The organism is Stappia sp., from assembly GCF_965276915.1.
Classification (GTDB): domain Bacteria; phylum Pseudomonadota; class Alphaproteobacteria; order Rhizobiales; family Stappiaceae; genus Stappia.
The window spans coordinates 4,110,252-4,137,136 of the sequence record NZ_OZ255709.1; the positions used below are offsets into that span (position 1 = coordinate 4,110,252).

At 68.0% G+C, this 26,885-nt stretch carries 23 protein-coding genes and 1 tRNA gene; 16 read left to right on the forward strand and 8 right to left on the reverse strand.

Annotation, left to right across the window (positions count from 1 at the left end; translation table 11 throughout):
- Positions 1–84 precede the first annotated feature (84 nt).
- From ACQY46_RS19200 to ACQY46_RS19230, 7 genes are all read left to right on the forward strand, one after another.
- On the forward strand, positions 85–780 hold the full coding sequence (locus tag ACQY46_RS19200) for a hypothetical protein (RefSeq protein ID WP_428697585.1): 696 nt from the start codon (positions 85–87) through the stop codon (positions 778–780).
- 11 nt (positions 781–791) lie between these two features.
- On the forward strand, positions 792–2,639 hold the full coding sequence (locus ACQY46_RS19205; protein WP_428697586.1) for a type I secretion system permease/ATPase: 1,848 nt from the start codon (positions 792–794) through the stop codon (positions 2,637–2,639).
- Positions 2,626–3,939, forward strand: a complete 1,314-nt coding sequence (locus ACQY46_RS19210; protein ID WP_428697587.1) for an HlyD family type I secretion periplasmic adaptor subunit — start codon at positions 2,626–2,628, stop codon at positions 3,937–3,939. The genes ACQY46_RS19205 and ACQY46_RS19210 overlap by 14 nt, the downstream gene beginning before the upstream one ends.
- A 57-nt stretch (positions 3,940–3,996) precedes the next feature.
- Positions 3,997–4,081 (forward strand) — tRNA-Leu (locus tag ACQY46_RS19215).
- A gap of 255 nt (positions 4,082–4,336) precedes the next feature.
- Complete coding sequence (map, locus tag ACQY46_RS19220; protein WP_428697588.1) at positions 4,337–5,170, forward strand: type I methionyl aminopeptidase; 834 nt, start codon at positions 4,337–4,339, stop codon at positions 5,168–5,170.
- Positions 5,171–5,191: 21 nt separating this feature from the next.
- Positions 5,192–5,899 carry a RadC family protein gene (gene radC, locus ACQY46_RS19225; protein WP_428697589.1) on the forward strand — a complete coding sequence of 236 codons (708 nt, stop codon included), beginning with the start codon at positions 5,192–5,194 and terminating at the stop codon, positions 5,897–5,899.
- A 155-nt stretch (positions 5,900–6,054) separates the two neighbouring features.
- Positions 6,055–6,453: a phasin family protein gene (locus ACQY46_RS19230; RefSeq protein ID WP_428697590.1), complete on the forward strand. Its 399-nt coding sequence runs from the start codon at positions 6,055–6,057 to the stop codon at positions 6,451–6,453.
- Positions 6,454–6,540: 87 nt separating this feature from the next.
- Here ACQY46_RS19230 and ACQY46_RS19235 read toward each other — a convergent pair whose 3' ends face one another.
- Together ACQY46_RS19235 and ACQY46_RS19240 are read right to left on the reverse strand one after the other, a co-directional pair.
- Positions 6,541–7,710, reverse strand: a complete 1,170-nt coding sequence (locus ACQY46_RS19235) for an acetate/propionate family kinase (RefSeq protein WP_428697591.1) — start codon at positions 7,708–7,710, stop codon at positions 6,541–6,543.
- A complete protein-coding gene (locus ACQY46_RS19240; RefSeq protein WP_428697592.1) occupies positions 7,707–9,125 on the reverse strand; it encodes a bifunctional enoyl-CoA hydratase/phosphate acetyltransferase in 1,419 nt (472 codons plus the stop codon). The genes ACQY46_RS19235 and ACQY46_RS19240 overlap by 4 nt, the downstream gene beginning before the upstream one ends.
- Positions 9,126–9,451: 326 nt before the next feature.
- Here ACQY46_RS19240 and ACQY46_RS19245 point away from each other — a divergent pair, with 326 nt between their 5' ends.
- Complete coding sequence (locus tag ACQY46_RS19245) at positions 9,452–11,713, forward strand: bifunctional diguanylate cyclase/phosphodiesterase (RefSeq protein WP_428697593.1); 2,262 nt, start codon at positions 9,452–9,454, stop codon at positions 11,711–11,713.
- A gap of 114 nt (positions 11,714–11,827) precedes the next feature.
- Positions 11,828–12,610 carry a glycosyltransferase family 32 protein gene (locus ACQY46_RS19250; protein WP_428697594.1) on the forward strand — a complete coding sequence of 261 codons (783 nt, stop codon included), beginning with the start codon at positions 11,828–11,830 and terminating at the stop codon, positions 12,608–12,610.
- Here ACQY46_RS19250 and ACQY46_RS19255 read toward each other — a convergent pair.
- Positions 12,591–13,553 carry an ArgK/MeaB family GTPase gene (locus ACQY46_RS19255; RefSeq protein WP_428697595.1) on the reverse strand — a complete coding sequence of 321 codons (963 nt, stop codon included), beginning with the start codon at positions 13,551–13,553 and terminating at the stop codon, positions 12,591–12,593. The genes ACQY46_RS19250 and ACQY46_RS19255 overlap by 20 nt on opposite strands.
- A gap of 4 nt (positions 13,554–13,557) precedes the next feature.
- On the reverse strand, positions 13,558–16,230 hold the full coding sequence (gene ppdK / locus ACQY46_RS19260) for a pyruvate, phosphate dikinase (protein ID WP_428697596.1): 2,673 nt from the start codon (positions 16,228–16,230) through the stop codon (positions 13,558–13,560).
- Between the two features lie 366 nt (positions 16,231–16,596).
- Between ppdK and ACQY46_RS19265 the strand changes: the two genes are divergently transcribed.
- The 3 genes from ACQY46_RS19265 (at position 16,597) to purU (ending at position 20,396) form a co-directional block, all read left to right on the forward strand.
- A complete protein-coding gene (locus tag ACQY46_RS19265; protein WP_428697597.1) occupies positions 16,597–18,372 on the forward strand; it encodes a tetratricopeptide repeat protein in 1,776 nt (591 codons plus the stop codon).
- A gap of 10 nt (positions 18,373–18,382) precedes the next feature.
- Positions 18,383–19,372 carry a 4-(cytidine 5'-diphospho)-2-C-methyl-D-erythritol kinase gene (locus ACQY46_RS19270; RefSeq protein WP_428697598.1) on the forward strand — a complete coding sequence of 330 codons (990 nt, stop codon included), beginning with the start codon at positions 18,383–18,385 and terminating at the stop codon, positions 19,370–19,372.
- Between the two features lie 139 nt (positions 19,373–19,511).
- Positions 19,512–20,396: a formyltetrahydrofolate deformylase gene (gene purU, locus ACQY46_RS19275; RefSeq protein ID WP_428700522.1), complete on the forward strand. Its 885-nt coding sequence runs from the start codon at positions 19,512–19,514 to the stop codon at positions 20,394–20,396.
- 132 nt (positions 20,397–20,528) lie between these two features.
- Here the strand turns inward: purU and ACQY46_RS19280 are convergent, their stop codons facing one another.
- On the reverse strand, positions 20,529–21,545 hold the full coding sequence (locus ACQY46_RS19280; RefSeq protein ID WP_428700523.1) for a polyprenyl synthetase family protein: 1,017 nt from the start codon (positions 21,543–21,545) through the stop codon (positions 20,529–20,531).
- 193 nt (positions 21,546–21,738) lie between these two features.
- On the opposite strand from ACQY46_RS19280, the gene ACQY46_RS19285 reads away from it, so the two are divergent.
- Positions 21,739–21,993: a DUF2007 domain-containing protein gene (locus tag ACQY46_RS19285; protein WP_428697599.1), complete on the forward strand. Its 255-nt coding sequence runs from the start codon at positions 21,739–21,741 to the stop codon at positions 21,991–21,993.
- Positions 21,990–22,808 carry a tRNA1(Val) (adenine(37)-N6)-methyltransferase gene (locus ACQY46_RS19290; RefSeq protein WP_428697600.1) on the forward strand — a complete coding sequence of 273 codons (819 nt, stop codon included), beginning with the start codon at positions 21,990–21,992 and terminating at the stop codon, positions 22,806–22,808. The genes ACQY46_RS19285 and ACQY46_RS19290 overlap by 4 nt, the downstream gene beginning before the upstream one ends.
- Before the next feature lie 22 nt (positions 22,809–22,830).
- On the opposite strand, the gene ACQY46_RS19295 is transcribed toward ACQY46_RS19290, so the two are convergent.
- Positions 22,831–23,100: an usg protein gene (locus ACQY46_RS19295; RefSeq protein ID WP_428697601.1), complete on the reverse strand. Its 270-nt coding sequence runs from the start codon at positions 23,098–23,100 to the stop codon at positions 22,831–22,833.
- 201 nt (positions 23,101–23,301) lie between these two features.
- Here ACQY46_RS19295 and ACQY46_RS19300 point away from each other — a divergent pair, with 201 nt between their 5' ends.
- Both ACQY46_RS19300 and ACQY46_RS19305 read left to right on the forward strand, forming a co-directional pair.
- Positions 23,302–24,237: an AAA family ATPase gene (locus ACQY46_RS19300; protein ID WP_428697602.1), complete on the forward strand. Its 936-nt coding sequence runs from the start codon at positions 23,302–23,304 to the stop codon at positions 24,235–24,237.
- Between the two features lie 5 nt (positions 24,238–24,242).
- Positions 24,243–25,499 carry a vWA domain-containing protein gene (locus tag ACQY46_RS19305; protein ID WP_428697603.1) on the forward strand — a complete coding sequence of 419 codons (1,257 nt, stop codon included), beginning with the start codon at positions 24,243–24,245 and terminating at the stop codon, positions 25,497–25,499.
- A 15-nt stretch (positions 25,500–25,514) separates the two neighbouring features.
- Here the strand turns inward: ACQY46_RS19305 and ACQY46_RS19310 are convergent, their stop codons facing one another.
- Together ACQY46_RS19310 and ACQY46_RS19315 are read right to left on the reverse strand one after the other, a co-directional pair.
- Entirely contained in the window at positions 25,515–26,234 is a 720-nt protein-coding gene (locus ACQY46_RS19310) for an LrgB family protein (RefSeq protein WP_428697604.1), read from the reverse strand.
- On the reverse strand, positions 26,231–26,620 hold the full coding sequence (locus ACQY46_RS19315; protein ID WP_428697605.1) for a CidA/LrgA family protein: 390 nt from the start codon (positions 26,618–26,620) through the stop codon (positions 26,231–26,233). Before ACQY46_RS19315 ends, ACQY46_RS19310 begins: the two co-directional genes overlap by 4 nt.
- Positions 26,621–26,885 lie beyond the last annotated feature (265 nt).

Genomic DNA, 26,885 nt, shown 5'->3' on the forward strand with positions numbered 1-26,885 from the left:
CCCCCGGGTTCGCCGTAGGGCGGACATGCGAAGACGCTCCGCCGGTGCCCGCCGGAATCCGGAGCAAACCTCAAGGAAACGACCATGACTGTGAAGATCGATCTCAACGGGGTCACCGACCTGCTCGACTATCTCGAGAACACCTGGGGGGCGAACTATTCCTACAACAGCCACGGCTTCTTCGCCGGCCCGGGCGACACCAACGACTACAGCCAGTGGGGCGCGGGCAACGCCGGCACCTCCGGGTCCGCCGTGCTGCTCAACGGCGACTTCGACTATGGCGCACCGGGCGGCTTCAATGGCGACATCGACAGCCTCGTCTTCGGCGACGATCTCGCCGGCAATTCGTCGGGCTACACGATCGACGCCTCGGTGACCTTCGACCTGTCGGGGGCAACGACCGGCGGTTCGTTCGCCTACGCCATCTACTTCATGTCGAACACGGGCAACCTGAACACCTTCTACGACTATCTGGGCGAGCAGGGCACGGAGCAGGCCAGTTCGGCGGCCGACGAGGTGTTCACTGCCTTCGACGGGGTCGACACGTTCGTCTTCGACAGCGACTGGGGTGATGACGACATCGACGGCTTCACGGACGGCCAGGACCTGATCGACCTCACCGCGCTGGGCTTCAGCAACTTCGGCGACTTCACATCCAGCGGCGGTTCCGTCGACAACGTCAATGACACCGTCACCTACAATGACGGATCGACGATCAGCACCATTTCGCTGGCCGGCTTTGCCGGAACCATCGACGCGTCCGACTTCGTCTTCGTCTGAGAAACGCTGTAGTGTTGCAAGCCCCACAGCGGACCCCGTCGCAGCCTTTGGCTGCGGCGGTGGTCGCATCCCTCAGACGAAGCTCGGTGTCGATAGCGCTGATGAGCGGGGTTGTAAACCTGCTCGCCCTGACCGCGCCGTTGTTCATGCTTCAGGTCTATGACCGGGTGCTCGCGAGCCGCAGCATCCCGACGCTGATCGGCCTCGCCGTGCTGGCGGGGGGGCTTTACGCGGTCCAGTCGCTGCTTGACGTCCTGCGCTCGCGCGTGCTGCTCAGGCTCGGCGAGCGGACGGACCGGCAATTGTCGAACCGGGTGCACGAGGCGATCGTCCGCCTGCCGTTGCGTCGCCGCGTGCCGGGCGACGGGCTCCAGCCGCTGCGCGATCTCGACAACATGCGCGGCTTCCTGTCCGGGCCGGGGCCGACCGCCTTTTTCGATCTTCCCTGGATGCCGGTCTATCTGGCCATCTGCTTCCTGTTTCACGTTTGGATCGGCGTTACCGCGCTTGTCGGGGCATTCGTGCTGGTCACGTTCACGATTGTCACCGACATGCTGTCGCGCCGCCCGACCCGCGAGGCGATGGAGAGCGGCATGGCCCGCAACGCGCAGATGGAGGCGGCCCGGCGCAACGCGGAATCCGTCTGGGCGATGGGCATGACGGGCCGGCTGGCGGCCCGCTGGCAGCAGGCCAACACCGCCTGTCTCGACGCCAACCGCCGCGCCGGAGATGTCGCCGGCGGGCTGGGCGGCGCCTCCAGGTCCGTCCGCATGATGCTGCAATCCGCGATCCTGGGTGTGGGCGCGTGGCTCGTCATCGAGCAGGAAGTCTCGGCGGGCGTGATGATCGCCAGCTCGATCATGATGGGCCGGGCGCTGGCGCCGGTCGACCTGGCCATCGGCAGCTGGAAGCCGTTCCTGATGGCCACCCAGAGCTGGGCGCGGCTGAAGGAGCTGCTGGCGCAGCTCCCGCCCGCCGGCGACGTCATGCCCCTGCCCGCGCCCGAGGCGGAACTCAGGGCCGAAGGCGTGACGGTGGTTCCCCCTGGCGCACGCAAGCCGACGGTCGCCGGCGTCACCTTCACCGTTGATGCGGGCAGCGGGCTCGGCATTGTCGGGCCCAGCGGCAGCGGCAAGTCCAGCCTTGCCCGCGCGCTGATCGGTTCCTGGAACATCGCCTCCGGCAAGGTCCGCCTCGACGGGGCGAGCCTTGCCCATTGGGACCCGGAGGCGCTCGGCCCCCATGTCGGCTACCTGCCGCAGGGCATCGACCTTTTCGACGGCACGATTGCCGAGAACATCGCCCGCTTCGTGCCGGACGCGGATCCATGCGCCGTCGTTGCGGCCGCCAGGGCCGCGGGCGCCCATGACATGATCCTGAAACTGGACGCGGGCTACCAGACGCCGGTCGGCGAGGCCGGGTCCTCGCTCTCCGCAGGGCAGCGCCAGCGCATCGGCCTGGCGCGCGCGCTTTTCGGCGATCCCTTTCTCGTCGTGCTGGATGAGCCGAACGCCAATCTCGACGCGGAGGGCGAGGCGGCGGTGACGGCGGCGATCGAGGGCGTGCGCCGCCGCGGCGGCATCGCCATCGTCATCGTCCACCGGCCGGGAGCGCTCAGTGCCGTCGACCTCGTGCTGATGATGGAGGCGGGGCGCATGCGGGCCTTCGGGCCTCGCGACGAGGTGCTGGCAAGGGTCGCGCGCCCCGCCGGCACGCCGCCCGCGGCCGCGCAAGCGGGCGGCTTCCGCGCGACCGGGCGGCAGATGGTTCCCTTGCGCGTCCTTCCCGGCAACAGGACCGGCGACGCGGCCGGGAAGGGTTCCCCAAAAACGCGGGAGGAGAGCGATGAGCGACAGTGACCTGACGCGCTTGTCCCTGTCGATCCGCCGCCATCAGGTGGCCGGCCTCCTCGTGTGCATCGCGCTCGTTGCCGGCGTCGGCGGCTGGGCGGCGGCAACAAGCCTCACCGGCGCGGTGGTCGCCGGCGGCACGTTCGTGGTCGGCTCCCACGTCAAGAAGGTCCAGCATCCGACCGGCGGCGTCGTCGGCGAGCTGCTCGTGCGCGAGGGCCAGCGGGTGGCGGCCGGAGACCCTCTCATCCGGCTCGATGCCACCCAGACCCTCGCCCGGCTTGCCATCGTCCTCAAGCGTCTCGACGAGTTGCGCGCCCGCAAGGCAAGGCTCGAGGCGGAACGGGACGGCCTCGCCCGCGTGGTGTTCCCGCAAGCGCTTGTCCGGCGGGCCGGAACCGAGGACGAACTTGCCGCGACGCTCTCCAGCGAGGCGCGGCTCTTTGCCTTTCGCCGGCAATCGCGCGAGGGCCGGAAAAGCCAGCTGCGCGAACGGATCAGCCAGTTCAAGAAGGAGATCGAGGGCCTGAAGGCGCAGGAGACCGCCTTCGCGCGCGGGCTCTCGGTGCTGGAGGACGAACTCGCGGGCCTGCGCGAGCTACGCAAGCGCGGGCTTGTCACCATACAGCGCATGAACGCGCTCGACCGGGAGGCGGCAACGCTGGGCGGCGAGCGCGGCGAGGCGATCGCCGGGCAGGCGCAGGCGGGGGCGCGCATCTCCGAGGCACGCCTCCAGATCCTCCAGGTCGAGAGCGACCTGAAGACGGAGGTCGGTTCGGAACTGCGCGAGATCGACGCCCAGATCGGCGAGTTCGTCGAGCGGCACGTCGCGGCCCGGGACGAGTTGCGGCGGGTCGAGATGACCGCGCCGCAGGGCGGCGTCGTCCACCAGCTTGCGGTCCATGCGGCGGGTGCGGTGGTCTCGCCGGCGGACACGACCATGCTGATCGTGCCGGACCGCGACACGCTCGCGGTCGAGGCCAGGATCGCACCGCAGGATATCGACCAGATCCATATCGGACAGCACGCCGTCCTGCGCCTGTCCGCCTTCAACCAGCGCACCACGCCGGAACTCGCCGGCAAGGTGACGCGGATCGCCGCCGACCTCACGCACGAGGAACGCACGGGGCTTTCCTACTATCTCGTGCGCATTTCAGTGGCGCCGGCGGAGATCGCACGTCTCGGCGTGCTGGAGCTCGTGCCCGGCATGCCGGCCGAGGCCTTCATCAGCACCGGCGAACGCACGGCGCTGTCCTATCTCCTCAAGCCGCTCTCCGACCAGATCGCCCGCACGTTCCGCGAGGAGTGATCATCTCGTAGTTCCAGGTTGAGCATTGGCCGCCGCTTTGCTAGCAGAGATGCACGTGCGGACGTGGTGGAATTGGTAGACACAAGGGACTTAAAATCCCTCGGCTTCGGCTATGCGGGTTCGAGTCCCGCCGTCCGTACCAGGAGCTGCAGGCTGCCTGCATCGCGCACGCGCCTCCGCTTGGCGTGCCCTTGCTCCCGCGGGCGGGCGGCAACCCTGCGGCGAATGCGGATTGCACCGCGCGTCCCGGCGAATTAAGGCTATACCAAACAGGACAGGACCGATTGCGGCGGGCGCGCCCTCCTCCGGGTGCCGGGATCATGCCGACGGCGGCGGCGCCCCCCCGGGCGCGACAGCCGGCAACGCCGGCCGGATCGGGACAGAGTGCGGGATACCGATGGTCACCTATATCGACGCCGCGACGGCACCACTGAAGAACACCGGCCAGATCCGGCTCTACGGACCGGACGACTTCGCCGGCATGCACCGGGCCGGGCAACTCACCGCCCGCTGCCTCGACGCGCTGGCCGAGCGGATCGTGCCCGGCGTCACGACGCAGGAGATCGACGATTTCGTCTTCGATTTCGGCATCCGGCACGACGCGATCCCCGCCACGCTGAATTATCGCGGCTATACCAGGTCGACCTGCACCTCGATCAACCATGTCGTCTGCCACGGCATTCCCAACGACAAGCCGCTCAAGGACGGCGACATCGTCAACATCGACGTCACCTACATCCTCGACGGCTGGCACGGCGATTCCAGCCGCATGTATTCGGTCGGCCAGCCCAAGCGCGCCGCCGAGCGGCTGGTCGAGGTCACCTACGAATCCCTGCTGCGCGGCATCGCGGCGGCGAAACCCGGCAACACCACCGGCGATATCGGCCACGCGATCCAGAGCTATGTCGAGGCGGAGCGCTGCTCGGTCGTGCGCGATTTCTGCGGCCACGGCGTCGGCCGGCTGTTCCACGACATGCCGAACATCCTGCATTACGGCCGCCCGGGCGAGGGCATCGAGCTGAAGCCCGGCATGATCTTCACCATCGAACCGATGGTCAATCTCGGCCGGCCGCATGTGAAGGTGCTGGCGGACGGCTGGACCGCGGTCACCCGCGACCGCTCGCTCTCGGCCCAGTTCGAGCATTCCGTCGGCATCACCGCGACGGGCTGCGAGATCTTCACGTTGTCGCCGGCCGGCCTCGACAATCCATCGGCGCACGTCCGGCCCTGAGCCTGCAGCGGGAGGGTCGGCATGAGCAGCACGGAAGACGGCTTCTCGGACGCTGCCTCCCCGCATTTTCACGGCCATCGCGACCGCCTGCGCCAGCGTTTCCGCGAGGGCGGCCATGCCGCCCTGCAGGACTATGAGCTGCTCGAGCTTTTGCTCTTCTCGCCGATCAAGCGGGCCGACACCAAGCCCATCGCCAAGGCGCTGATCGCCCGCTTCGGTTCTTTCGCCGAGGTTCTCGCCGCCCCGCCGGCGCGGCTGAAGGAGGTACGCGGCGTCGGCGACCGCGTCGTCGACGAGCTGAAACTCGCCCACGCCGTCGCCGAACGCTTCCTGCGCGGCCAGGTGACCGGCAGGAAGATCCTGTCCTCCTGGTCGGCCGTGCTCGACTATGTCCGCACCGCCATGGCCTTTTCCGATCGCGAGGAATTCCGCATCCTTTTCCTCGACAAGAAGAACGCCCTGATCGCCGACGAGGTGCAGCAACGCGGCACCGTCGACCACACGCCGGTCTATCCGCGCGAGGTGATGAAGCGGGCACTGGAGCTCTCCGCCAGCGCCATCGTGCTCGTCCACAACCACCCCTCCGGCGACCCGACGCCGTCTCGCGCCGACATCCAGATGACCAACCAGATCGCCGAGATCGCCAAGCCGCTCGGCATCGTCCTGCATGACCACATCATCGTCGGCCGCGACGGGCATGTGAGCTTCAAGGGCCTGCAACTCATCTGAGCCCGCCCGGATCGACGAGCGACACGCTGCCGCAGCGTCCGCTTGATCTCGATCAACGTTCTGACACATGCCGCGTCTAGACTTTGTCCGCGGTCGAGGAGGCCGCCTCTTCATGCCCCGTTCGTCACGGGGACCGAAAGAAAGGGAGGCAGACAATGGCAAAAGCCCGGAACAAGGCGCCCGAGGACGCAATCAACGCGTCGCTGGCGCCGTTCGAGACAGCCTACGCAAACCCGCTGCTGATCGCCCAGCGCATGCAGTCCGAGGCGTTGCGCGCAACGCTCGACTGGCAGGCCGGGATGCTGGACTTCCTCCGCCACCGGATCGAGCAGGACGTCCGCCTCGTCGACAGGCTGATGCATGCCCGCGAGCCGGACGAGGTCGTCTCGACCTGCAGCGAGTTTTGCAGCCAGGCCTTCGACGACTACACGCGCGAAGCCGTCAAGGCGGCGCGCTACGGTCAGGACGTGGCATCGGAAACCTCCGAAAAGGTCCGCAAGGACGCCGAGGACCTGTCCGACGACCTGAAAACGGCAACCCTCACGGTCGCCTGACGCCTCGCGGGGTCCGGGGCGCCCCGGGGCGGGCGTCCCCCGTCCGGCCCTGGCAGTCCATGGCGGCCCATGGCCGCCTATGGCGGCCTATGGCAGGTCGCGGACATGTTCCGCGATCATCGCCTCTTCGTCGGTGGCGACCACCCGCACCTCCACCCGGCTTTCAGGCGTGGAGATCACCGCCGCGCCGCGGCGGTTCGCCTCCCCGTCAAGGTCCACGCCGAGCCAGCCGAGCCGCTCGCAGACCCTCTTCCGGATCTCCGGCGCGTTCTCGCCGATCCCGGCGGTGAAGACGAAGCCGTCGAGCCCACCGAGCACGCTGGCAAGCGCTCCCGCCTCCCGCACGATCCGGTAGACGAACACATCGACAGCCTCCCCCGCGCTTGCCTCCCCGCTCCCCAGCAGAACCTGCATGTCGTTGGAAACGCCCGACAATCCCAGCAATCCCGAGCGGGTGTAGAGCAGCCGTTCCGCCGCCTCGACATCGAGCCCGTCCTGGCGCATCACATGCAGGAGCGCGCCGGGATCGAGCGCACCGCATCGCGTTCCCATTACCAGCCCGTCCAATGCGGTAAAGCCCATCGTGGTGTCGACACTGGCCCCCCCGCGCATCGCGCATATGCTGGCGCCGCTGCCCAGATGCGCCGCAATCGTCCGCCCCGCATGCATCCGGGGCGAGAGCGCGGCGAGTTGCCTGGCGACAAATTCGTAGGAAAGGCCGTGAAAGCCGTAGCGGCGAATGCCGCGATCCTCGTATTCACGCGGCAACGCGAAGCGCCGCGCCACCGGCGCCATCGTATGGTGGAACGCCGTATCGAAACACACGACCTGCGGAACGTCCGGCAACTGCCCGGCAATCGCCCGGATCGGCGCCAGGTTGTGCGGCACATGCAGCGGGGCAAGGTCCGCGAGCTCCTCCAGCAGGGCCAGCAGGTCCGGCGTCACGCGTTCCGGTACCCGGTGTCCCGCCCCGCCATGCACCACCCGGTGGCCGATCCCCGCCAGCCTGCGCCCGGCAAGTTCGTCCCCGATGCGGGCCATGAGCTGCGAGAGGGAGGTCTCGAAGCCCTCCGCCTGCCATGTCTCCTCGGCGATGGTCCGCCCCCCCGCATCGCGCAGGCGGAACCGTTGCGCCGCGCCGGCCTCGCGAAGCTCTCCGCGTCGCCAGCAGGAAAGGCCGCCGCCGGGCGCGAGATCGAAGACCGCCAGCTTGATGCTCGACGATCCCGCGTTGAGGGTCAGGATGGCATCGCTCACGCCGCCCCCTTGCCGAGGTTCACCGGCGCCGCGGCCAGCCGCGCCAGCTTCGCCGCCACCGCGCAGGAGGCCAGCCGCGTGCGCTCGGCATCGGCGCGGCTGGTGAGGATGATCGGCACCCGCGCGCCCAGAACGACGCCCGCCGCGTCCGCCCCGGCAAGGAAGGTGAGCTGCTTGGCGAGAATGTTGCCGGCCTCGAGATCCGGCACCACCAGGATGTCGGCAACGCCCGCCACCGGCGAACGGATCCCCTTTTCCCGCGCCGCCTCCGGATTGACGGCATTGTCGAAGGCAAGCGGCCCGTCGACCAGCGCGCCGGTGATCTGTCCCCGGTCCGCCATCTTGCACAGCGCCGCAGCATCCAGCGTCGAGCGCAGCTTCGGATTGACCGTCTCCACGGCCGACAGGATCGCCACTTTCGGCGTGTCGATGCCCATGGCCCGGGCAAGATCGACGGCGTTCTGGATGATGTCGCGCTTCATCGCCAGGTCCGGTTCGATATTGACGGCCGCATCGGTGATCAGCAGCGGGCGCGGATAGCCCGGAACGTCCATCAGGTAGACATGCGACAGCCGCCGCTCGGTCCGAAGGCCGCCGTCTCGGGCCAGCACCGCCCGAAGCAGCTCGTCGGTATGCAGCGACCCCTTCATCAGCAGCGATGCCTCGCCGCGCCTGACCAGGGCCACCGCTTCGGCCGCGGCCGCATCGCTGTGCGGCGCATCGACCAGCCGGAACCGGTCGATCGCCACCCCGGCCTCCCTTGCCGCCTGCTCGACCCTGGCGCGCGGTCCCACCAGAACCGGTGTGACGATGCCGAAATCCGCCGCTTCGACGGCCGCGGCGATGGCGGCGGCGCTGCACGGATGGGCAACCGCCACCACCGGCGGTGTCGTGCTTGCCGCTTCCGCGATCAGGGTGCGGAAGCGTTCATGCCGGCTCATGCGGATATCGGGCAGCTCCAGCCGGTGACGGCGGATCTTTGTCTCCGGCGCGCGCACGCGCAGGCTCCCGGACGCTACCTCCCGCCCCGCCTCCGTCTTCAGGTCGCAGGCAAGCTCCAGCTCGCGGGTTGCCCGGTCGCAGGCCGTGACGGTCAGCGCAAGCTCAAGGACGTCGCCCGCCGCGACCGTGCCATGAAATGTCAGGGACTGGCTCAGGCTGACCGTTCCCGGCCCCGGCAGTTCCGTTGCCAGAAGCAGCGCAATCAGGCTCGCGGCAAGAGGACCGGGAACGCTGCCCGGCGGCGATGCCGCCCCCGGCGAGACCGGCATCGCCTCGCCGGAAAGCACGGCCAGAAGGTCGATATCCTGTTGCGCCACGCTCCGCCGCAGCGTTGCGGTGTCCCCTGGCGCGATCTCGTCGATGGTCCGGCTTTCGAGAAACTCGGATCGCGGCTCGCTCGGTCTCTTGTCCATGAAGGCGGGTTCCAGGTAGCACGGCGTGAAGAGGGGCTGTTGCGCGCCAGCATGCAGGCCGCGTGTCGCCTGCCGCAATCCGTCAATATGCGGACCTCCCCGGCCTCGCCTCCCGCTTGTGGCACCGCCGGCACCACGGATCCGCGCTCGCCGGCGCGGTAGATCCGCAAGTGGCTTGGCCGAAACACTTATTCGTCCGGTCCGTGTTTCGCCGGGCTTTGCGAATCGCAACTCTTCCGACAGGGTTTTGAATGGCGGTTAACTAACATTCGAGGACTTTTGTTAAACCGTTTGTGCAAGGTTTGGTCCGACAAGAAGAGGCCCCCATGGCAGCAGCAAAAACGGACACCGGTGCACGCTTGGCAAACGCGATCCTGTTCCCCGTCGTGGGACTGGTTCTGCTGGCCATCGCGTTCTCGGTTGCCCTGATTGCCTACACGTCGCGGTCGGCCGACATTGCCGCGCTGAACAGCGAGCGCAGCCTGCTGCGCGGCAGCACGGGCCTGCAGCTGGAGCTTCTCGCCAAGGAACAGGAAGGTGTCGCGGTCTGGGACCAGGCGTTCTTCTATGCCCGGCCCGAAACTCTCAGCACCGACTGGCTCAATGCCAATATCGGGCAATGGCTCTACTCCAACCACGGCCATGACCAGACGGTCGTCGTCAGCGTCGGCGGCGAGCCGATCTACAATTCCGTGCGCGGCCAGCGCCAGGATCCGGAGAAGGCCGAGGACCTGCTGGAGGCCGTCAAGCCGTTGATCGCGCGCGCCCGCGCCCGCTTCATCGCGAGTTTCTCGCGCCTTCCCTCCGGTCTCTACTATGTCGAGAGGCCCAAGACCGGCTTCACCCGTTCGCTATATGAAACAGGCTTCGCCGTTTTCGAGGGCCAGCCGGCGCTGATTTCAGTGACGGCGATCGGTCCGGAGATGAAGCAGTTCCTCTCCGCCCGCCGTCCGCCCGCAGTGCTGGTCAGCCTGAAGAAACTCAACCCGGCACGCCTGGCGGCCCTGGCCGAGCGCTCCGGCATCAGCGGCTTGCGCAGCGTCGCGGATCCGCGCAACGCCACCGGCGGCGCCTACATGATGCTGAAGAGCCCGCGCGCCGCGTCGCTCGGCTACCTGACATGGAACGCCGAAAACCCCGGTTCCGCGATCCTGTCCGGCGTCGGGCCGGTCCTGTTCTTCCTGGCCGCGACCATTGCCGGCCTGACCGGCCTCGTCCTCTTCTACACGCGGCAGAACACGCGCCGCCTCGCCGAGAGCGAGGCCCGTGCCCAGCACGCGGCGCTGCATGACAGCCTGACCGGCCTTGCCAACCGCGACTTCTTCGCCGCCCGCTTCCGCGACGAGCTGGCCGACTGGCAGCTCGGCAAGGGGCTGATCGGCGTCATCTACATCGATCTCGACCACTTCAAGGACATCAACGACACGCTGGGCCACGCGGCCGGCGACGAGGTCATCCGCGAGGCGGCCCGGCGCCTGCGCGTCCTGGCCCCGGAGGCGGCAACGCTTGCGCGCATCAGCGGCGACGAATTCGCCCTGCTGCTGCCCGATTGCGGCTCGCGCGCGACCATCGAGCAGGTGCTCAAGCGCATGCAGGACCGCTTTGCCGTGCCGATGTATATCGGCGGCCACCATCTGCATGTCAGCCTCAGCGTCGGCGCCGCGACGGCGCCGGAGGACAGCCTGTCGATGGGCGAGTTGCTGCGCAAGGCCGACATTGCCCTTTACTCCGCCAAGGCGAGCGGTCGCGGCCGTTGGGCCTTCTTCGACATGGGCATGGAGGAGCATGTGCGCACGCGCGAGAACCTCGCCCATGCGCTGCGCGAGGCGATTGCCCGCGAGAAGCTCGACGTCGTCTACCAGCCGCAGACCACCATCGACGGCACCAAGGTCCTCTCCGTCGAGGCCCTGTTGCGCTGGACCGACCCGGACATGGGAGCGATCAGCCCGTCGACCTTCGTGCCGATCGCCGAGGAGATCGGCCTGATCAACGATCTCGGCCTCTATGTGCTGCGCCGCGCCTGCCAGGACGCCGCCGCCTGGCCGCATCTGGGGCTCGCCGTCAACGTCTCGCCGACCCAGTTCCGCCACCCCCGTTTCATCGAGGACCTGCGCGACACGCTGGAGGCCTGCGATTTCGAGCCGACCCGGCTGGAAATCGAGGTGACGGAATCGGTCTTCGCCGACAACGACACCGACATTCTCAAGGTGCTGACCCAGGTCCAGGAGATGGGCGTGCGCGTCGCGCTCGACGATTTCGGCGTCGGCTATTCCAGCCTCAGCTACCTGCGCCGCTTCCCCTTCGACACGCTGAAGATCGACCGTTCCTTCATCGCCGACCTGGAGATCGCCCCTCACGCGCATGCGATCCTGTCGACGATCATCGATCTGGGCGAGGCGCTCGGCATGAAGGTCGTGGCCGAAGGCATCGAGACGCGCCAGCAGGCGGCAATCCTGCAGCGCACCAATTGCGACCGGCTGCAGGGTTTCTACCTTTCCCGGCCGATCCCGCCGGCACGGATCGTCGAGGCCGAGAAGCGGCTGGCCGGCGACGAGGATGCAAGCAGGGCGATCTCGCTCAGCGCCTGAGACACGCCCTGACACGCGCCTTGCGCCCGCCTCCGCGCCGCGCGAGCGGCTTGCCGCACGGTGAAACAGCCCCTATGACTTTACGTCACGTGGTTGTTTTTCCCGGAGCATTTCTTGTCGATCCCCAGGATCATCCACCAGACCGCCTCCTGCACGAGCCCCCTGCATCCCGCGCTTCGCGCGAATGTCGAGGCCCTGAAGGCCGGCAATCCGGGCTGGGAGCATCGCCTTTACGACGACGACGACGCACGCGCCTGCATCCGGCGCCTCTGCGGGCCGGACAGGCTCGCCCTGTTCGACCGCATCCATCCTGACTACGGCGCGGCGAAGGCCGACATCTTCCGCTACGTGCAGCTCTACGAGACCGGCGGGGTCTATCTCGACATCAAGTCGACCGCCCGCCGGCCGCTGTCGGAGGTGCTGGCGCCGGACGATGCCTTCCTGCTGTCCTTCTGGAACAATGGCCCCGGCTCCCTCTACCAGGACTGGGGCCGCTGGCCGCGCTACGGGGTCGACAGCGAATACCAGCAGTGGCACATCGTCTGCGTCCCGCGACATCCGTTCCTGGCGGCCGCGATCGAGCAGGTCTGGCGCAACCTGGCCGCCTACCACCCGGTGCGTGACGGCGTCGGCCAGGCCGCCACCGTGGCAACGACCGGCCCGGTCGCCTACACCACGGCCATCCGCCCGATCCTTGCCCGGCACCCCCATCGCGTTGTCGCGGCGGCGGATCTCGGCCTCGTCTATTCCATCTTCGACAATGGCGCACTCGCACGCGGCACTGCCGGCAGCAGCGGCTACACCAGCAGCAGGGCCTCGCTGCTGACGGGCTTCGGTCCGCCGGCCGTTGTGCGTCTGCGCACCGCCTGGTCGCGGCTCACATCGCGGACGGCATAGTCCCGAACCGGGTGCGCAGGTCCCGGTCGATCCCGGCAATCGCCGCGAAGGCGCCCCCGGCCTCGGCCAGCGCCCCGTCGACATCGCACAGATGCAATCCGTGGCTGCCGAACCGGCGGCGCACGGTGTCCGCCACCCAGTGCCGTTGCTGGGCCGCGCGGCGGCGCTCCCGGCTCCCGTCCGAGGCCGTCCGCGCGCCGTGCGTGTCAAAAGCCGCCACGGCCTCCGCGATCCCCTCGCCCGTGCTTGCCGAGAGCGGCAGGACCTGCGGCAACGGCCCGGCGCCGGCCGGCCGGGCGAGCGACAGTGCGCCCTCCACGTCGGCCCGGGCGCGCCGCGCCAGCGCGCCCATGTCGGCCTTGGTGACGAAGACGAGGTCCGGCAGTTCCATCACCCCGGCTTTCATGAATTGCAGACTGTCGCCCGAGCCCGGCTGGATGCACAGGGCCAGCGTGTCGACCGCATGGGCGACATCGGCCTCCGACTGGCCGATGCCGACGGATTCGACGATCACCCGGTCCATCACGGCACGCATCAGCACGACCGCCGCAACCGCGTGGTCGGAGAGCCCGCCGAGCCGGTCGCGCGCCGCCATCGAGCGCACGAAGATGCCCGTGTCCTCCGGGTCAGTGGCAAGCCGCGTGCGGTCGCCGAGAAGCGCGCCGCCGGTCAGTTGCGAGGAAGGATCGACGGCGATGACGCCGACGCTCTCGCCCCGTTCCCGGAAACTGCGGATCAGCGCGTTGGTCAGCGTCGACTTGCCGACGCCCGGCGGACCGGTCAGGCCCAGCACATGGGCCCGCCCCGCCTTCGCCGCCTCGTCGAGAAACGCGGCGAACTCTGCGCTGTCGCCTTGCGTCTCGACGGCCGAGAGCGTCCGGGCCAGCGCCGGCTTGCCGCCGGCGCGCAGCTCCTCGACGCTTGACGGCCGGCGGGCTGCCATCCGTTCAGGCCCCGGCCTTGGCCCTCAAGGCCGCCTGTGCCGCCGCCAGCCGGGCGATCGGCACGCGGAAGGGCGAGCAGGACACGTAGTCGAGACCGACGCTCTCGCAGAAGCCGATCGAGGCCGGATCGCCGCCATGCTCGCCGCAAATGCCGAGCTTCAGTCCCGGACGGGCCGCGCGGCCGCGCTCCGCGCCGATCCGCACCAGTTCCCCGACGCCGTCCTGGTCGAGCGAGACGAACGGGTCGCGCTCCACCAGCCCGAGGCGCTGATAGGTGCCAAGGAAGGACGCCGCATCGTCGCGCGAGATGCCGAATGTCGTCTGCGTCAGGTCGTTGGTGCCGAAGGAGAAGAACTCGGCCGCCTCGGCGATCTCGCCGGCGCGCAGGCAGGCCCGCGGCAGTTCGATCATCGTGCCCACCTGGTAGTCGATGGCAACGCCGGTCTCCTGCGACACGGCCTTCGCCATCGCGTCGATGCGCGCCCGCACCAGGTCGAGCTCGGCCTTGACGCCGACCAGCGGCACCATGATCTCCGGCGTCACCGGCGCGCCCGTCGTCTTGCCGGCCGCGACCGCACCCTCGAAGATGGCGCGCGCCTGCATTTCGGCGATCTCGGGATAGGTGACCAGCAGCCGGCAGCCGCGATGCCCCAGCATCGGGTTGAACTCGTTGAGGTCGAGCGCCCGCTGTCGCAGCACCTCGCTGTCGACGCCCATCACGGCGGCGACCTCGGCGATCTCCTCCTCGCTATGCGGCAGGAATTCGTGCAGCGGCGGGTCGAGCAGGCGGATCGTCACCGGCAACCCTTGCATGATCTCGAAAAGCTCGGTGAAGTCGCCGCGCTGCATCGGCAGCAGCTTGTCCAGCGCCGCGCGCCGGCCCTGCTCGCTCTCCGACAGGATCATCTCGCGCACCGCGACGATGCGCTCGCCTTCAAAGAACATGTGCTCGGTGCGGCACAGCCCGATGCCTTCGGCGCCGAAGCCGCGCGCCGCGCGCGCATCCGCCGGCGTCTCGGCATTGGTGCGCACCGCCATGCGCCGGTGCGCGTCCGCCCATTCCATCAGCCGGGAGAATTCGCCCGACATTTCCGGCTGCAGCATCGCCACCTCGCCGACCAGCACCTGTCCGGTCGTCCCGTCGATGGTGATGCGGTCACCCTTGGCGAGCTTGCGGCCGGCAACGGTGAGCGTGCCGGAGCGATAGTCGATGCGCAGCGTCCCGGCGCCCGAGACGCAGGGCTTGCCCATGCCGCGCGCCACCACCGCCGCGTGGCTGGTCATGCCGCCGCGCGTCGTCAGGATGCCTTCCGCCGCATGCATGCCGTGAATGTCTTCCGGGCTCGTCTCGACGCGCACCAGGATCACCTTGCGGCCGGCGGCTTTCGCCTCTTCCGCCTCGTCGGAGGAAAACACGATCTCGCCCGAGGCCGCGCCCGGCGAGGCCGGCAGGCCGGTGGCGACGATGTCGCGCGTCGCGGCCGGGTCGATCATCGGGTGCAGCAGCTGGTCGAGGGCGGACGGATCGACCCGCATCACCGCTTCCTCGGTGGTGATCAGGCCCTCGTCCGCCATCTCGGCGGCGATCTTCAGCGCCGCCTTGGCGGTACGCTTGCCCGAGCGCGTCTGCAGCATCCACAGCTTGCCGCGCTCGATGGTGAACTCCAGGTCCTGCATGTCCCGGTAATGCGCCTCGAGGCGATCGCAGATCTCCACGAACTCGGCGAAGGCCGCCGGCATGGCACGTTCCAGCGACAGCGCGTCGGAGCCGGCCGCGACGCGGGCCGCTTCGGTGATATCCTGCGGCGTGCGGATGCCGGCAACCACGTCCTCGCCCTGGGCATTGATCAGGAACTCGCCGTAAAGCGCCTTTTCGCCGGTCGAGGGATTGCGCGTGAAGGCGACGCCGGTGGCCGAATCCTGCCCCATGTTGCCAAACACCATCGCCTGGACGTTGACCGCCGTGCCCCAGTCGTTGGGGATGTCGTGCAGGCGACGATAGGTGATCGCCCGCGCGCTCTCCCAGGAGTGGAAGACGGCGCTGATCGCGCCCCACAGCTGCTCGTGCGGGTCCTGCGGGAACGGGGTTCCCAGTTCCTCCTCGACCAGCGCCTTGTAGCTGGCGATCACGATCCGCCAGTCATCGGCGCTGAGGTCGGTGTCGAGCTCGTGACCGGTCTCGTTCTTGTAGTCCTCGAGGATCTCCTCGAAGGCGTGATGGTCGAGGCCCATCACCACGTCGGAATACATCTGGATGAAACGGCGATAGCTGTCATAGGCGAAACGCGGGTCGCCCGCGGCTTCCGCCAGTGCCGGCACCGTCTCGTCGTTGAGACCGAGGTTCAGGACCGTGTCCATCATGCCCGGCATCGAGACCCGGGCGCCGGAGCGCACCGAGACCAGCAGCGGGTTGCCGGCATCGCCGAAACGGCGGCCGGTGATCCGGCCGATCTCCATGAGCGCCGCATCGACCTCGTCGCGCAGACCTTCCGGATAGGTCTTCCCGTGCGTGTCGAAATAGGTGCAGACCTCGGTCGTGATGGTAAAGCCTGGAGGTACCGGCAGTCCGAGATTGCACATCTCGGCCAGATTGGCTCCCTTGCCACCCAGCAGGTTCCTCATCGAGGCGGTGCCTTCGGCGTTACCGTCACCGAAACCGAACACCCATTTCGTCATACCGCGCATATCCCCTCTTCGGAGCAGGCCTGTCGCCGGCAGGACCGCCGGCCGCACGGAAGCATTCCGTTCCGTGCAGGATTGCTCCCTCCCCGGATGTCACCCCACTTAAATGATGCAGTGCACGAAACAAAGGTTTTTTGCGAGCTTTGCCCTGCATCTCGTTGTCGTGCCGTATCCGCGCACCATATTTCGACGCAGCGGCAGGCCGTTGCGCCGCTGAACGGCGCCGGCCGGATGCCATGCGCCGTCGGTCGCTGCGGCCTGCTTGCGACGCAGACACAATAAGGCCATCCTGACAGGGAAAATCGGGGCATCCTGACTCGTTTTGACCCGTGTCGCACCAGGGGCAGCAAGACCAATCGTATGAAGAACAGCCGTTTCGCCCATTCGTTCCGCCGCACGGCCCTGCTTGCCGGCGTCGCCTTGTGCTCGATGCTCGCCACCGCCGGGATGTCGCCGCTTCGCGCGGATGCCGAACCGCAGACAACCGGGACGGCGGAAGGCCTGCCACTGACCCTGAGCGGCAGCTACCTGTCCGGCAGGCTCGCCGGCCAGACCAACGATCTGGGCAATGCCGCCGCCTTCTTCGGCGAAGCCCTTGTGGTCGATCCGGGCAACCCCTTCCTGCTTGACCGCACCTTCGTGCTCAAGCTCGCCAATGGCGACCTCGCCGATGCGCTGGAGCTTGCCGAGCGGCTGAAGACCGAGCAGTCCGATCATTTTGTCGCCGGGTTGATGCTCGCCGTCGAGGACATGCGGGCCGGCCGCTTCACCGCCGCCGGCGACAAGCTCGCCAATGGCGGGCGCGGCCCGCTCGCCGAACTTGCCTCCGGGCTCGTTTCCGCCTGGGCTCTGGCCGGAAAGGGAGAGACCGACAAGGCGCTCGAACTGGTCTCCCGCCTCAAGGGGCCGAGCTGGTACACCGTCTTCGTCACCTACCATGCCGGGCTGATCCAGGATCACGCCGGACGGGGCAAGGAAGCGCTGGAGAACTTTCGCGAGGCCTACACGACCGATCGCGGCGCCCTGCGCGTCGTCGATGCCTATGCCCGCTCGCTGGCCGGCAACGGCGACAAGGACGCCGCCCTCAAGGTTCTTGCCGATTACAACCGCATCCTGCCCGACCACCCGGTGATCGTCGCCACGCGCGAGCAGATCGAGGCGGGCGAGCCGACCGGGCGAATCGCCGAGACCCCGCAAGTGGGTGCGGCCGAGGTCCTGTACGGCCTGGGTGCCGCCATCGGCCGCGACGGCGGCGAGGAACTGGCCGCCGTCTTCCTGCAGCTTGCCCTGCATCTCGACAATGAAGCCGATGTCGCGGCCGTCGCGCTGGCCGGGCTGTTCGACCGGCTCGGCAAATACGAGCGCTCGATCACCGTGCTGCAGGGCGTGCCGGACGCCTCGCCGCTCAAGCGCGATGCCGAGATCCAGGTCGGCCTCAACTACAACGCCCTCGAAAACCTCGAGGAATCGCGTGCCCACCTGGAGGCGCTGGTCGAGAGCGACCCCTCCGATCTCGATGCGGTGACCGCCCTTGGCAATGTGCTGCGCTCGCACAAGCTCTTCGCCGAGGCCGAGGAGGCCTACACCAAGGGCATCGACACGATCGAGACGCCCAAGGCCCAGCACTGGACGCTCTTCTACTATCGCGGCATCTGCCGCGAACGGCTGAAGAAGTGGGGCCAGGGCGAAGCCGACTTCCGGAAATCTCTCGAACTGTCCCCGGAACAGCCGCTGGTGCTCAACTATCTGGGCTATTCGCTCGTCGACCAGGGCCTGAAACTCGCCGAGGCGCTCGACATGATCCGCAAGGCCGTCGAGCTGCGGCCGAAGGACGGCTACATCGTCGACAGTCTCGGCTGGGCCTATTTCCGCCTCGGCCGCTTCGAGGATGCGGTCAAGGAACTGGAACGCGCGGTCGAGCTGCGTCCGCAGGATCCGGTGATCAACGATCACCTGGGCGACGCCTACTGGAAGGTGGATCGCCGGCTCGAAGCCCGCTTCCAGTGGAACCACGCCCGCGACCTTGGTCCCGAGCCCGATGAATTGCCGAAGATCCTGGAAAAGATCGAGAACGGCCTGACAGACGCACCGGAAACGCCTGCCGCCAATATCGAACCCAAGAAAAACGGCGGCTGACTCGCGTCCCATGACCGCCGACGACGCGGACGGCGCCCGGAGCGAACCGGCCCGGGCCCCCCTCGCCCAAGCCCGCCTCGCAGAAGTCCGTCTTGCCCGCGCGAAAGTGAACTACGCCCTGCACGTGACGGGGCGGCGCGCGGACGGCTACCACCTCCTGGAAAGCCTCGTCGCCTTCCCCGAGTTCGGCGACCGGCTGGCCCTGGCGCCTCCCGCCTCGCCCCCCGACGACGGTGCCCTGGGCCTGACGGTCGGCGGTCGCTTCGCAGCTGATCTTGGCACAAACGCCGACACCGGGGACAACCTCGTCCTGCGCGCGCTGCGTGCCCTCGATGCCCGTCTCGGCGCGTCGGCCACGGGATACAGGCTTCACCTGGAAAAGAACCTTCCCGTCGCCTCCGGCATCGGCGGCGGCTCGGCCGATGCCGCCGCCGCCCTGCTGCTCGGCCTCGAGCTGCGAACCGGGCGGCAGGCGGATCGCCACGATCTCGACATGCTGGCCGCGCTTGCGCTGGAGCTGGGCGCAGACGTGCCCATGTGCCTGGCCTCGCGCCCCGCACTTGTCTCCGGCATCGGCGAGAGGATCGCGCCGCTGCCGCGCTTTCCCGCCCATGCCGTCGTCCTCGTCAATCCGGGCATCGCCATACCGACGCCCGCGGTCTTCTCCCGTCTCGCCGGCCGCGACAATCCTCCCCTGCCGCCGACCGGCTACACTGGCTTTGCCGGTGTCGACCATCTCGTCGACTGGCTCGGCGAGACGCGCAACGATCTTCAGGAGGCCGCAATCTCCGTGGCACCCGAAATCGGCGACGTGCTCGCCATGCTCCGGCGGCAGGACGGCGTACGGCTGGCCCGCATGTCCGGGTCCGGTGCGACCTGCTTCGCGCTCCTTGAGACCCTTGGCGCGGCGCGGGCGCTGGCGAAGGACATCGGCGCCCGGCACCCGCACTGGTGGGCCGCCGCCGCCCCTGTAGAGGGTGTCGCCCCGCCCGGCGGGTGACCTTCGTCGCAAATCAGCCGCTGCGCGCCGCTTTTCGCGATGGCGCGGCGAAGCGATGCTGACAAGACTGGTCACGACCGGCTATTGGTTCGTCCGCGATCCGGCCCGCAACGAAGCCCTCGCCCAGCAGGAAGTTCCCATGAGCGCCTTTGCCCTGACCGTCACATGCCGTTCGACCCGCGGCATCGTCGCAGCCATCTCGACCTACCTGGCCGAGAACGGCTGCAACATCACCGACAGTGCCCAGTTCGACGATCGCGAGACCGGCAACTTCTTCATGCGCGTCAGCTTCAACAGCGAGACCGGCACGACGCTGGAGCAGCTCTCGGACGGGTTTGGCGCGCGCGCCGAGCCTCTGGGCATGGACTTCACGTTCCATGACGAGAAGGCACGCATGAAAGTGCTGATCATGGTGTCGCGCTTCGGCCATTGTCTCAACGACCTGCTCTACCGCTGGCGCATCGGCGCCCTGCCGATCGACATCGTCGGCGTGATCTCCAACCATCTCGACTACCAGAAGCTGGTGGTCAATCACGACATTCCGTTCCACTACATCAAGGTGACGAAGGCCAACAAGGCGGAGGCCGAGGCGCGCCAGATGGCGATCGTCGAGGAGACGGGCGCCGAACTCGTGGTGCTGGCGCGCTACATGCAGGTCCTGTCGACGCGCATGTGCGAGGAGATGGCCGGCCGGGTCATCAACATCCACCATTCCTTCCTGCCGAGCTTCAAGGGCGCCAATCCCTACAAGCAGGCCTTCGCGCGCGGCGTGAAGCTGATCGGCGCGACCTCGCACTATGTCACCAGCGATCTCGACGAGGGGCCGATCATCGAGCAGGACACCGTGCGGGTGACCCATGCGCAGTCGCCGGACGATTACGTCTCGCTCGGCCGCGACGTGGAAAGCCAGGTGCTGGCGCGCGCCATCCACGCGCATATTCACCGCCGCGTCTTCGTCAACGGCAACAAGACCGTCGTCTTCCCGGCGAGCCCGGGCAGCTACGCTTCGGAACGCATGGGCTGAGCGAAACTGCGGCCTCTCGACGACAAAGGCCGCCCCGACGGGGGCGGCCTTTTGCGTCAAAGCGGAAAATATTTCGCGCAATTTCGAAAATGTTTCGCGCAAATCTTGTAAAAAACTGCGCGAAAATTGTCGTTATTTGACTCGCGCGATGCAGAATTCGACGGCTTCGGCCATCGCATCGCGCTGCGAACCGGCCGGGAGCTTTTCCAGCGCGGTGAGCGCCTGCTCGCCGAAGGAGCGCGCCCGCACCACCGTGTCGGCCAGCGCGTCGGTCTCGTGCATGATCGCGATCGCGGTTTCCAGATCGCCGTCGCGGACCTGGCGCGCCTCCAGGCAGCGCTGCCAGAAGGCGCGGTTTTCCTCGCGCCCCCGGGCGATGGCGAGAATGACCGGCAGCGTGATCTTGCCCTCGCGCAGGTCGTCGCCGGTGTCCTTGCCAAGATCCGCGGCCGACCCGCCATAGTCGAGCGCGTCGTCGACGAGCTGGAAGGCCAGGCCCAGCGCCATTCCGTAGCCGCGCGCGGCGGCGCGGTCCGCCTCGCCCGCGTCGGCGATCACCGGTCCGACCTCGGCGGCGGCGGCGAAAAGCGCCGCCGTCTTCGCCTCGATCACCTGCATGTAGCGGTCCTCGGTGGTGCCCAGATCCTGCGCCGCGCCGAGCTGCATCACCTCACCCTCGGCAATCACCGCCGAGGCACTCGACAGGATCCGCAAGGCCTCGAGCGATCCGACGTCGACCATCATCTTGAAGGCCTGGCCGAGCAGGTAGTCGCCGACAAGGACGCTCGCCTGGTTGCCCCACAGCTTGCGCGCGGCGAGCTTGCCGCGGCGCATGTCGCTCTCGTCGACGACATCGTCATGCAGGAGCGTCGCCGTGTGCATGAACTCGACGCTGGCGGCGAGCCCGACATGACCCTCGCCGCGATAACCGAACAGGTCCGCCATCGCCAGCGTCAGCATCGGCCGCAGCCGCTTGCCGCCGGAGGAAATCAGGTGCCGGGCGATCTCGGGAATGAGCTCGACGTTGGAACCGGCCTTCGACAGGATCAGCTGGTTCACAGCCTCCATGCCGCCGGCTGTGAGGTCGACCAGATGCTGAATGCTCGCCGGCTCGGACCGGGTTTCGCGCAAGGGAACCACCACACCCACGTTGAACAACCTTTTCCAGATACGTGTCGCCGGGACAATAGGTCTCGCCCCTGCCCACGGCAAGCCGTCTTTCGCTCTACGCACTGTTGAAGACATCGGACCCGACACATCGGCTACCGCCATCGCCATGTCGCAAAACCGGCGTTCGTCTTGTATGGTGCGGCACCGCAAACACGGACGGGAAATCGAGTACATGGTTCCTCTGCTGCGCACCAATGACATGGTGCTGATTTCCTTTGTCGAGGCGCTGCTCGGCGAGGCCGGGATCGGCCATCTCGTCCTCGACGGCAACATGAGCGTGCTGGAGGGCTCGATCGGGGCCATTGCGCGGCGCGTGATGGTGGTGGAGGAAGACCGCAGCGCGGCCGTGCGCCTTTTGGTCGCGGCCGGGCTCGAACACGAACTCGACCCCCGCGCCCTGAAGGACGGGCGGAACGCCGGCGCATGACCGGCGAGGACGAACCGGCCGGCCGGCCGGCGGCGGAGACCGAGGAGATCACGAAGGATGCCTTTCTGGGCGGCCTCGTGCAGCTTCTCCAGCCGGCCCGCGGACGCCACCGCGCCGGCCTCGACGCCGTCTATCTGGCCGCCGCCGTCCCGGCCGGGACGCAGGGCCACGTGGTCGATCTGGGTTCAGGCGTCGGCACGGCGGGCTTCTGCCTCGCCGCGCGGCTCACGGATGTGCGCGTGACGCTGGTCGACCGCGACCGCTTCGCCCTAGACCTTGCCGCCCGTGCGCTCGAACTGCCGGAAAATGCCGGTTTCGCCGGCCGCGTCTCGATCATCGACGCCGATATCGGCGCCAAGGGCAGCGCCCGGCACGCCGCCGGCCTCGTCCCGGCCTTCGCCGACCACGCGATCATCAACCCGCCCTACTATGCAGACGGCCGCTTTCGCGCCTCGCCGGCGGATGCCCGCGCCGGCGCCCATGTGCTCGACGCGCGCGGCCTTGAACCCTGGGCGCGGGTCGCGACCGACATTGTCCGCGAAGGCGGAACGCTGACCATGATCTTCCGCGCCGACGGGCTCGGCGAATTGCTGGAAGCGCTGAAAGGGCGGTTCGGGGCCGTCGACGTGATCCCGCTCAGGCCGCGGCCGGAAGCGGCCGCGACCCGGATCCTGCTGCGCGCGATCCGGGCAAGCCGCGCGCCCTTGCGCCTGCTGCCGGGCTTCGTGCTGCACGAGGGCAGCGGGTCCGACTTCACCGAGCAAGCCCGCGCCATCATGCGCGACGGCGCGGGGCTGGACCTGCCGAAACGATAGCAGTCCCGCCCGGCGTCGCCCGTCAGTGGATCGGATATTCCGCATCCAGCAGACGCCAGTCGGACGGCCCGATCAGGTCGCGATGACAGATCCGCACGGAATGGATCTTGCCGTCGATGTCGCGCTCCCAGAATGTCAGGAAGCGCTTCAGCTCCGGAAAGACAGGAGCCTTGTCCTGCGTCTGCCAGAGAAATGTCTGCAGCAGGCCGGGATGGTCGGGCATGTGATAGAGGATCTGGGCGGTGAGCAGGCCGTAACCCTCAAGCTGGCGCGAAAAATCCGATGAAGTCATGATCGGAACCTCCGTAACCTCTCCCCGCCAACAGTGTCCGGAATTCATGCTTAACAGAGCGTTAATCCTCGAAAACCGGCCCTCCGGCACATCGTCCGCTTCCCGATACCGTGCCATATGTGCCTCGGCCTTAAGGACACCTGACAAGGCATGCGCCCTCGCACTATGGTGTGCGGCAGGATGACAGCTTACGGAGACCAGATGACCGCAACGCCGCTGCCCGCCTCGATCGACGACACCATGGCCCTGCTCGACAGCGAGGGCTATGTCGGTGACCGCGCGCTCGCCACCGTGCTGCTGCTCGCCCTGAAGCTGAAGCGGCCGCTGTTCCTGGAAGGCGAGGCCGGCGTCGGCAAGACGGAGATCGCCAAGGTGCTGTCGCAGGCGCTGGGGCGCGACCTGATCCGCCTGCAATGCTACGAAGGGCTGGACATCTCCACCGCCGTCTACGAGTGGAACTACGCGGCGCAGATGGTGGAGATCCGCGTGTCGGAGGCCACCGGCGACACCGACCGGGACGATCTGTCGAAGTCGGTCTTCGGCGAGCGATTCCTGATCCGCAGGCCGATCCTGCAGGCGCTGCAGCCCTCGGTCAACGGCGCGCCGGTGCTGCTGATCGACGAACTCGACCGCGCCGACGAGGCGTTCGAGGCCTTCCTGCTGGAGGTCCTCGCCGACAGCCAGGTGACGATCCCCGAACTCGGCACGATCCGCGCCGAGGAACCGCCCATCGTCATCATCACCACCAACCGCACCCGCGAGATCCACGACGCGCTCAAGCGCCGCTGCCTCTATCACTGGGTCGACTATCCCGACGCGGAACGTGAACTGGAGATCGTCCGGCGCAAGGTGCCCGGTGCAGCCGAACGGCTGACGGCCGAACTTGTCGCCTTCGTCCAGAAGCTGCGCACCGACGAGGACCTGTTCAAGCAGCCGGGCGTTGCCGAAACGCTCGACTGGGCCACGGCGCTCACCGAACTGAACGAGATCGCGCTCGATCCCGACATGGTCTCCGACACGCTCGGCGTGCTGCTGAAATACCAGGACGATATCGACCGTGTGCGCGGATCGCGCGCCCGCCAGATGATCGACGAGATCCGCCGCGACATGGAGCGCGCCGGACAGGAGACGGTGTAGCCCGAATGGCCGATCAGGCAGGCACGGCCGAAGGCGGCACGCCGGGGGGCAACGGCGCTTCCGCCGGGCGCATCACCGAAAACATCGTGCATTTCGCCCGCACCCTGCGCCGCGCCGGCATGCCTGTGGGGCCGGCGAGCGTGGTCGATGCGGTGCGCGCCGTCGAGCTTGCCGGCATCCGCGACCGCGACGATCTCTACTGGACACTGCACGCCGTCTTCGTGCGCAAGCGCGAGCACCGCATCGTCTTCGACGAAGCCTTCCGCATCTACTGGAAGTCGCGCGGGCTGATCGAAAAGCTCCTGTCGATCCTCTCCCCCGTCGCCCCGCCGCGCGGCGAGGCCGAAAAGCCAAAGGCAGGCCAGACCCGCGTCGCCCAGGCCTTCCAGGCAACCCGGGACCGCCAGAGCACCCAGGAGCGCGAGGAACTGGAGATCGACGCGCGCTTCACCGTGTCGGGCCGTGAACTGCTGCAGCGCAAGGACTTCGCCCAGATGAACGCGGAGGAGATCCGCGCCGCCAAGGCCGCGCTGCGGCGCATGGTGATGCCGATGGAGAAGGTGCGCCTGCGCCGCTTCGTCACCGCGCCGCGCGGCCGCATCGACCCGCGCCGGACGCTGCGCGCCTCGCTCAGGACCGGCGGCGACATGATCGACCTGCGCCACAAGCGCCCCGACATGCGCCGGCCGCCGATCGTCGCGCTCTGCGACATTTCCGGTTCGATGAGCCAGTACACCCGCATCCTGCTGCATTTCCTGCATGCGCTGACCGAGGAGCGCCGCAACGTCCACACGTTCCTGTTCGGCACACGGCTGACCAACGTCACCCGGCAACTGCGCATGAAGGACCCGGACGAGGCGCTGATCGCCTGCACCGACGGCGTCGAGGACTGGTCGGGCGGAACCCGGATCGCCACGGCACTTGCCGAATTCAACCGGAAATGGTCGCGGCGGGTGATGTCGGGCGGCCCGATCGTGCTGCTCGTCACCGACGGGCTGGAACGCGACACCGACGAGGATCTCGCCCGCGAGATCGACCGGCTGCACCGCTCCTGCCGGCGACTGGTCTGGCTGAACCCGCTGCTGCGCTTCGACGGCTTCCAGGCGCGCGCCAAGGGGGTCCGGGCAATGCTGCCACATGTCGACGAGTTCCGCTCGGTACACTCGCTCGACACGGTCGAGGATCTTTGCCGGGCGCTCTCCGGAAGCACCCGGCCGGACGGAACGGTCGACCCGCGCCAGTGGCTCAAGGCGGCGGGCTGACAAACCTGTCCCTGTTCAGAAGAACAGGCGCCAGAGAAACGGTACGAGCAGGGCGGTGGCGATGGCATTCAGCCCCATCGCGAGGCCGGAAAAGGCGCCCGCCGTCTCGTTGACCAGAAGCGCGCGCGAGGTGCCGATGCCATGGGCGGCGACGCCGATGGCAAAGCCCCGCGCCCGCCAGTCCCTCACCCGCACCAGATCGAGCACAAGCGGCCCGAGCGCGGCCCCAAGGATGCCGGTCAGAATGACCAGGACGGCGGTGAGCGATGGCAGCCCGCCGAGCGAACTGGCAATGCCCATGGCGACCGGCGCGGTCGCCGACTTGGGCGCCAGCGAGGCGAGCGTCGCATCCGAGGCCCCGAGCAGCGCGGCAATGCCGACGGCCGAGACGGCCGCGAAAGCCGAGCCTGCCATCAGGCTTACGACGATCGCCAGGGCCGAGCGGCGAACCCGTTCGATCTGCCGGTAGAGCGGAATGGCAAGCGCCACGGTCGCCGGGCCGAGCAGGAAATGCACGAACTGCGCGCCGTCGAAATAGACCGAATAATCGATGCCGCCGGCAATCAGCAGCCCGGCGATGATCGCGACCGCGATCAGGACCGGATTGACCAACGGGTGGTATCCGGATCTGCGATACAGCGCGAAACCGGTCTGGTAGGCGACAAGCGTCACCGTCAGGGCGGCCAGCGGGCTCGCCGAGAGATAGACCCAGATCTGCTCAAGCGGCGTGCTCACCGGCCGCCCTCCCCCTTGGCCGATGTGCCGGTTTCGCCCTTGCCCCCGCCCTCCCCGCGCAGGGTCCATTGCATCACCAGCGCCGTCACCGCGACGGTCGCGAGCGTCGAGACGATCAGGGCCGCCGAGATGGCAATCCCCTCACGCCCGATCAGGCCGAGATGCAGGACGACACCGACGCCGGCGGGAACGAAAAGAAGCGCCAGGTTGCGCAGCAGCGCGTCCGCCGTCGCAGCCAGCTCCTTGTCCTCGCGCTTGCGCAGCATCAGCCAGGCGAACAACAGCACCATGCCGACGACCGGTCCCGGCACGGGCAGGCCGCACGCCTCGACCAGGAGCTCTCCGGCAAGCTGGCAGCACAGGATGAGTGTCAAGGCACTGAGCATTTTTCTCCCCTTTTTTCGAACCCCGACAGGAAGAGTGCTGGCCGCGCGAGCCGACCACAAGTCCCGATGCGCCGACCCCTTGGCATTGGCATGCCACATTCTCGGCAACGGCCCGCCTTGAAATTGCCGAACCCAACGCTCATCTCAAGTATAGAAACGTGTAATCGCCAGGTTGTCTTACGCGCACAAGCGGACAAACCGGAAGGTCCGGCATAGGCCGGAAATGACGATGAGACTGACGGAACGGACGGCACAGTCAAGCAGG

Coding starts and splice junctions, on each gene's coding strand:
- ACQY46_RS19290 (WP_428697600.1), top strand. CDS start 21,990: ATGACCGGCGAGGACGAACCGGCCGGCCGGCCGGCGGCGGAGACCGAG.
- ACQY46_RS19230 (WP_428697590.1), top strand. CDS start 6,055: ATGGCAAAAGCCCGGAACAAGGCGCCCGAGGACGCAATCAACGCGTCG.
- ACQY46_RS19245 (WP_428697593.1), top strand. CDS start 9,452: ATGGCAGCAGCAAAAACGGACACCGGTGCACGCTTGGCAAACGCGATC.
- ACQY46_RS19210 (WP_428697587.1), top strand. CDS start 2,626: ATGAGCGACAGTGACCTGACGCGCTTGTCCCTGTCGATCCGCCGCCAT.
- ACQY46_RS19255 (WP_428697595.1), bottom strand. CDS start 13,553: ATGGCAGCCCGCCGGCCGTCAAGCGTCGAGGAGCTGCGCGCCGGCGGC.
- ACQY46_RS19200 (WP_428697585.1), top strand. CDS start 85: ATGACTGTGAAGATCGATCTCAACGGGGTCACCGACCTGCTCGACTAT.
- ppdK (WP_428697596.1), bottom strand. CDS start 16,230: ATGACGAAATGGGTGTTCGGTTTCGGTGACGGTAACGCCGAAGGCACC.
- ACQY46_RS19265 (WP_428697597.1), top strand. CDS start 16,597: ATGAAGAACAGCCGTTTCGCCCATTCGTTCCGCCGCACGGCCCTGCTT.
- ACQY46_RS19300 (WP_428697602.1), top strand. CDS start 23,302: ATGACCGCAACGCCGCTGCCCGCCTCGATCGACGACACCATGGCCCTG.
- map (WP_428697588.1), top strand. CDS start 4,337: ATGGTCACCTATATCGACGCCGCGACGGCACCACTGAAGAACACCGGC.
- radC (WP_428697589.1), top strand. CDS start 5,192: ATGAGCAGCACGGAAGACGGCTTCTCGGACGCTGCCTCCCCGCATTTT.
- ACQY46_RS19315 (WP_428697605.1), bottom strand. CDS start 26,620: ATGCTCAGTGCCTTGACACTCATCCTGTGCTGCCAGCTTGCCGGAGAG.
- ACQY46_RS19295 (WP_428697601.1), bottom strand. CDS start 23,100: ATGACTTCATCGGATTTTTCGCGCCAGCTTGAGGGTTACGGCCTGCTC.
- ACQY46_RS19305 (WP_428697603.1), top strand. CDS start 24,243: ATGGCCGATCAGGCAGGCACGGCCGAAGGCGGCACGCCGGGGGGCAAC.
- ACQY46_RS19270 (WP_428697598.1), top strand. CDS start 18,383: ATGACCGCCGACGACGCGGACGGCGCCCGGAGCGAACCGGCCCGGGCC.
- purU (WP_428700522.1), top strand. CDS start 19,512: ATGAGCGCCTTTGCCCTGACCGTCACATGCCGTTCGACCCGCGGCATC.
- ACQY46_RS19240 (WP_428697592.1), bottom strand. CDS start 9,125: ATGGACAAGAGACCGAGCGAGCCGCGATCCGAGTTTCTCGAAAGCCGG.
- ACQY46_RS19285 (WP_428697599.1), top strand. CDS start 21,739: ATGGTTCCTCTGCTGCGCACCAATGACATGGTGCTGATTTCCTTTGTC.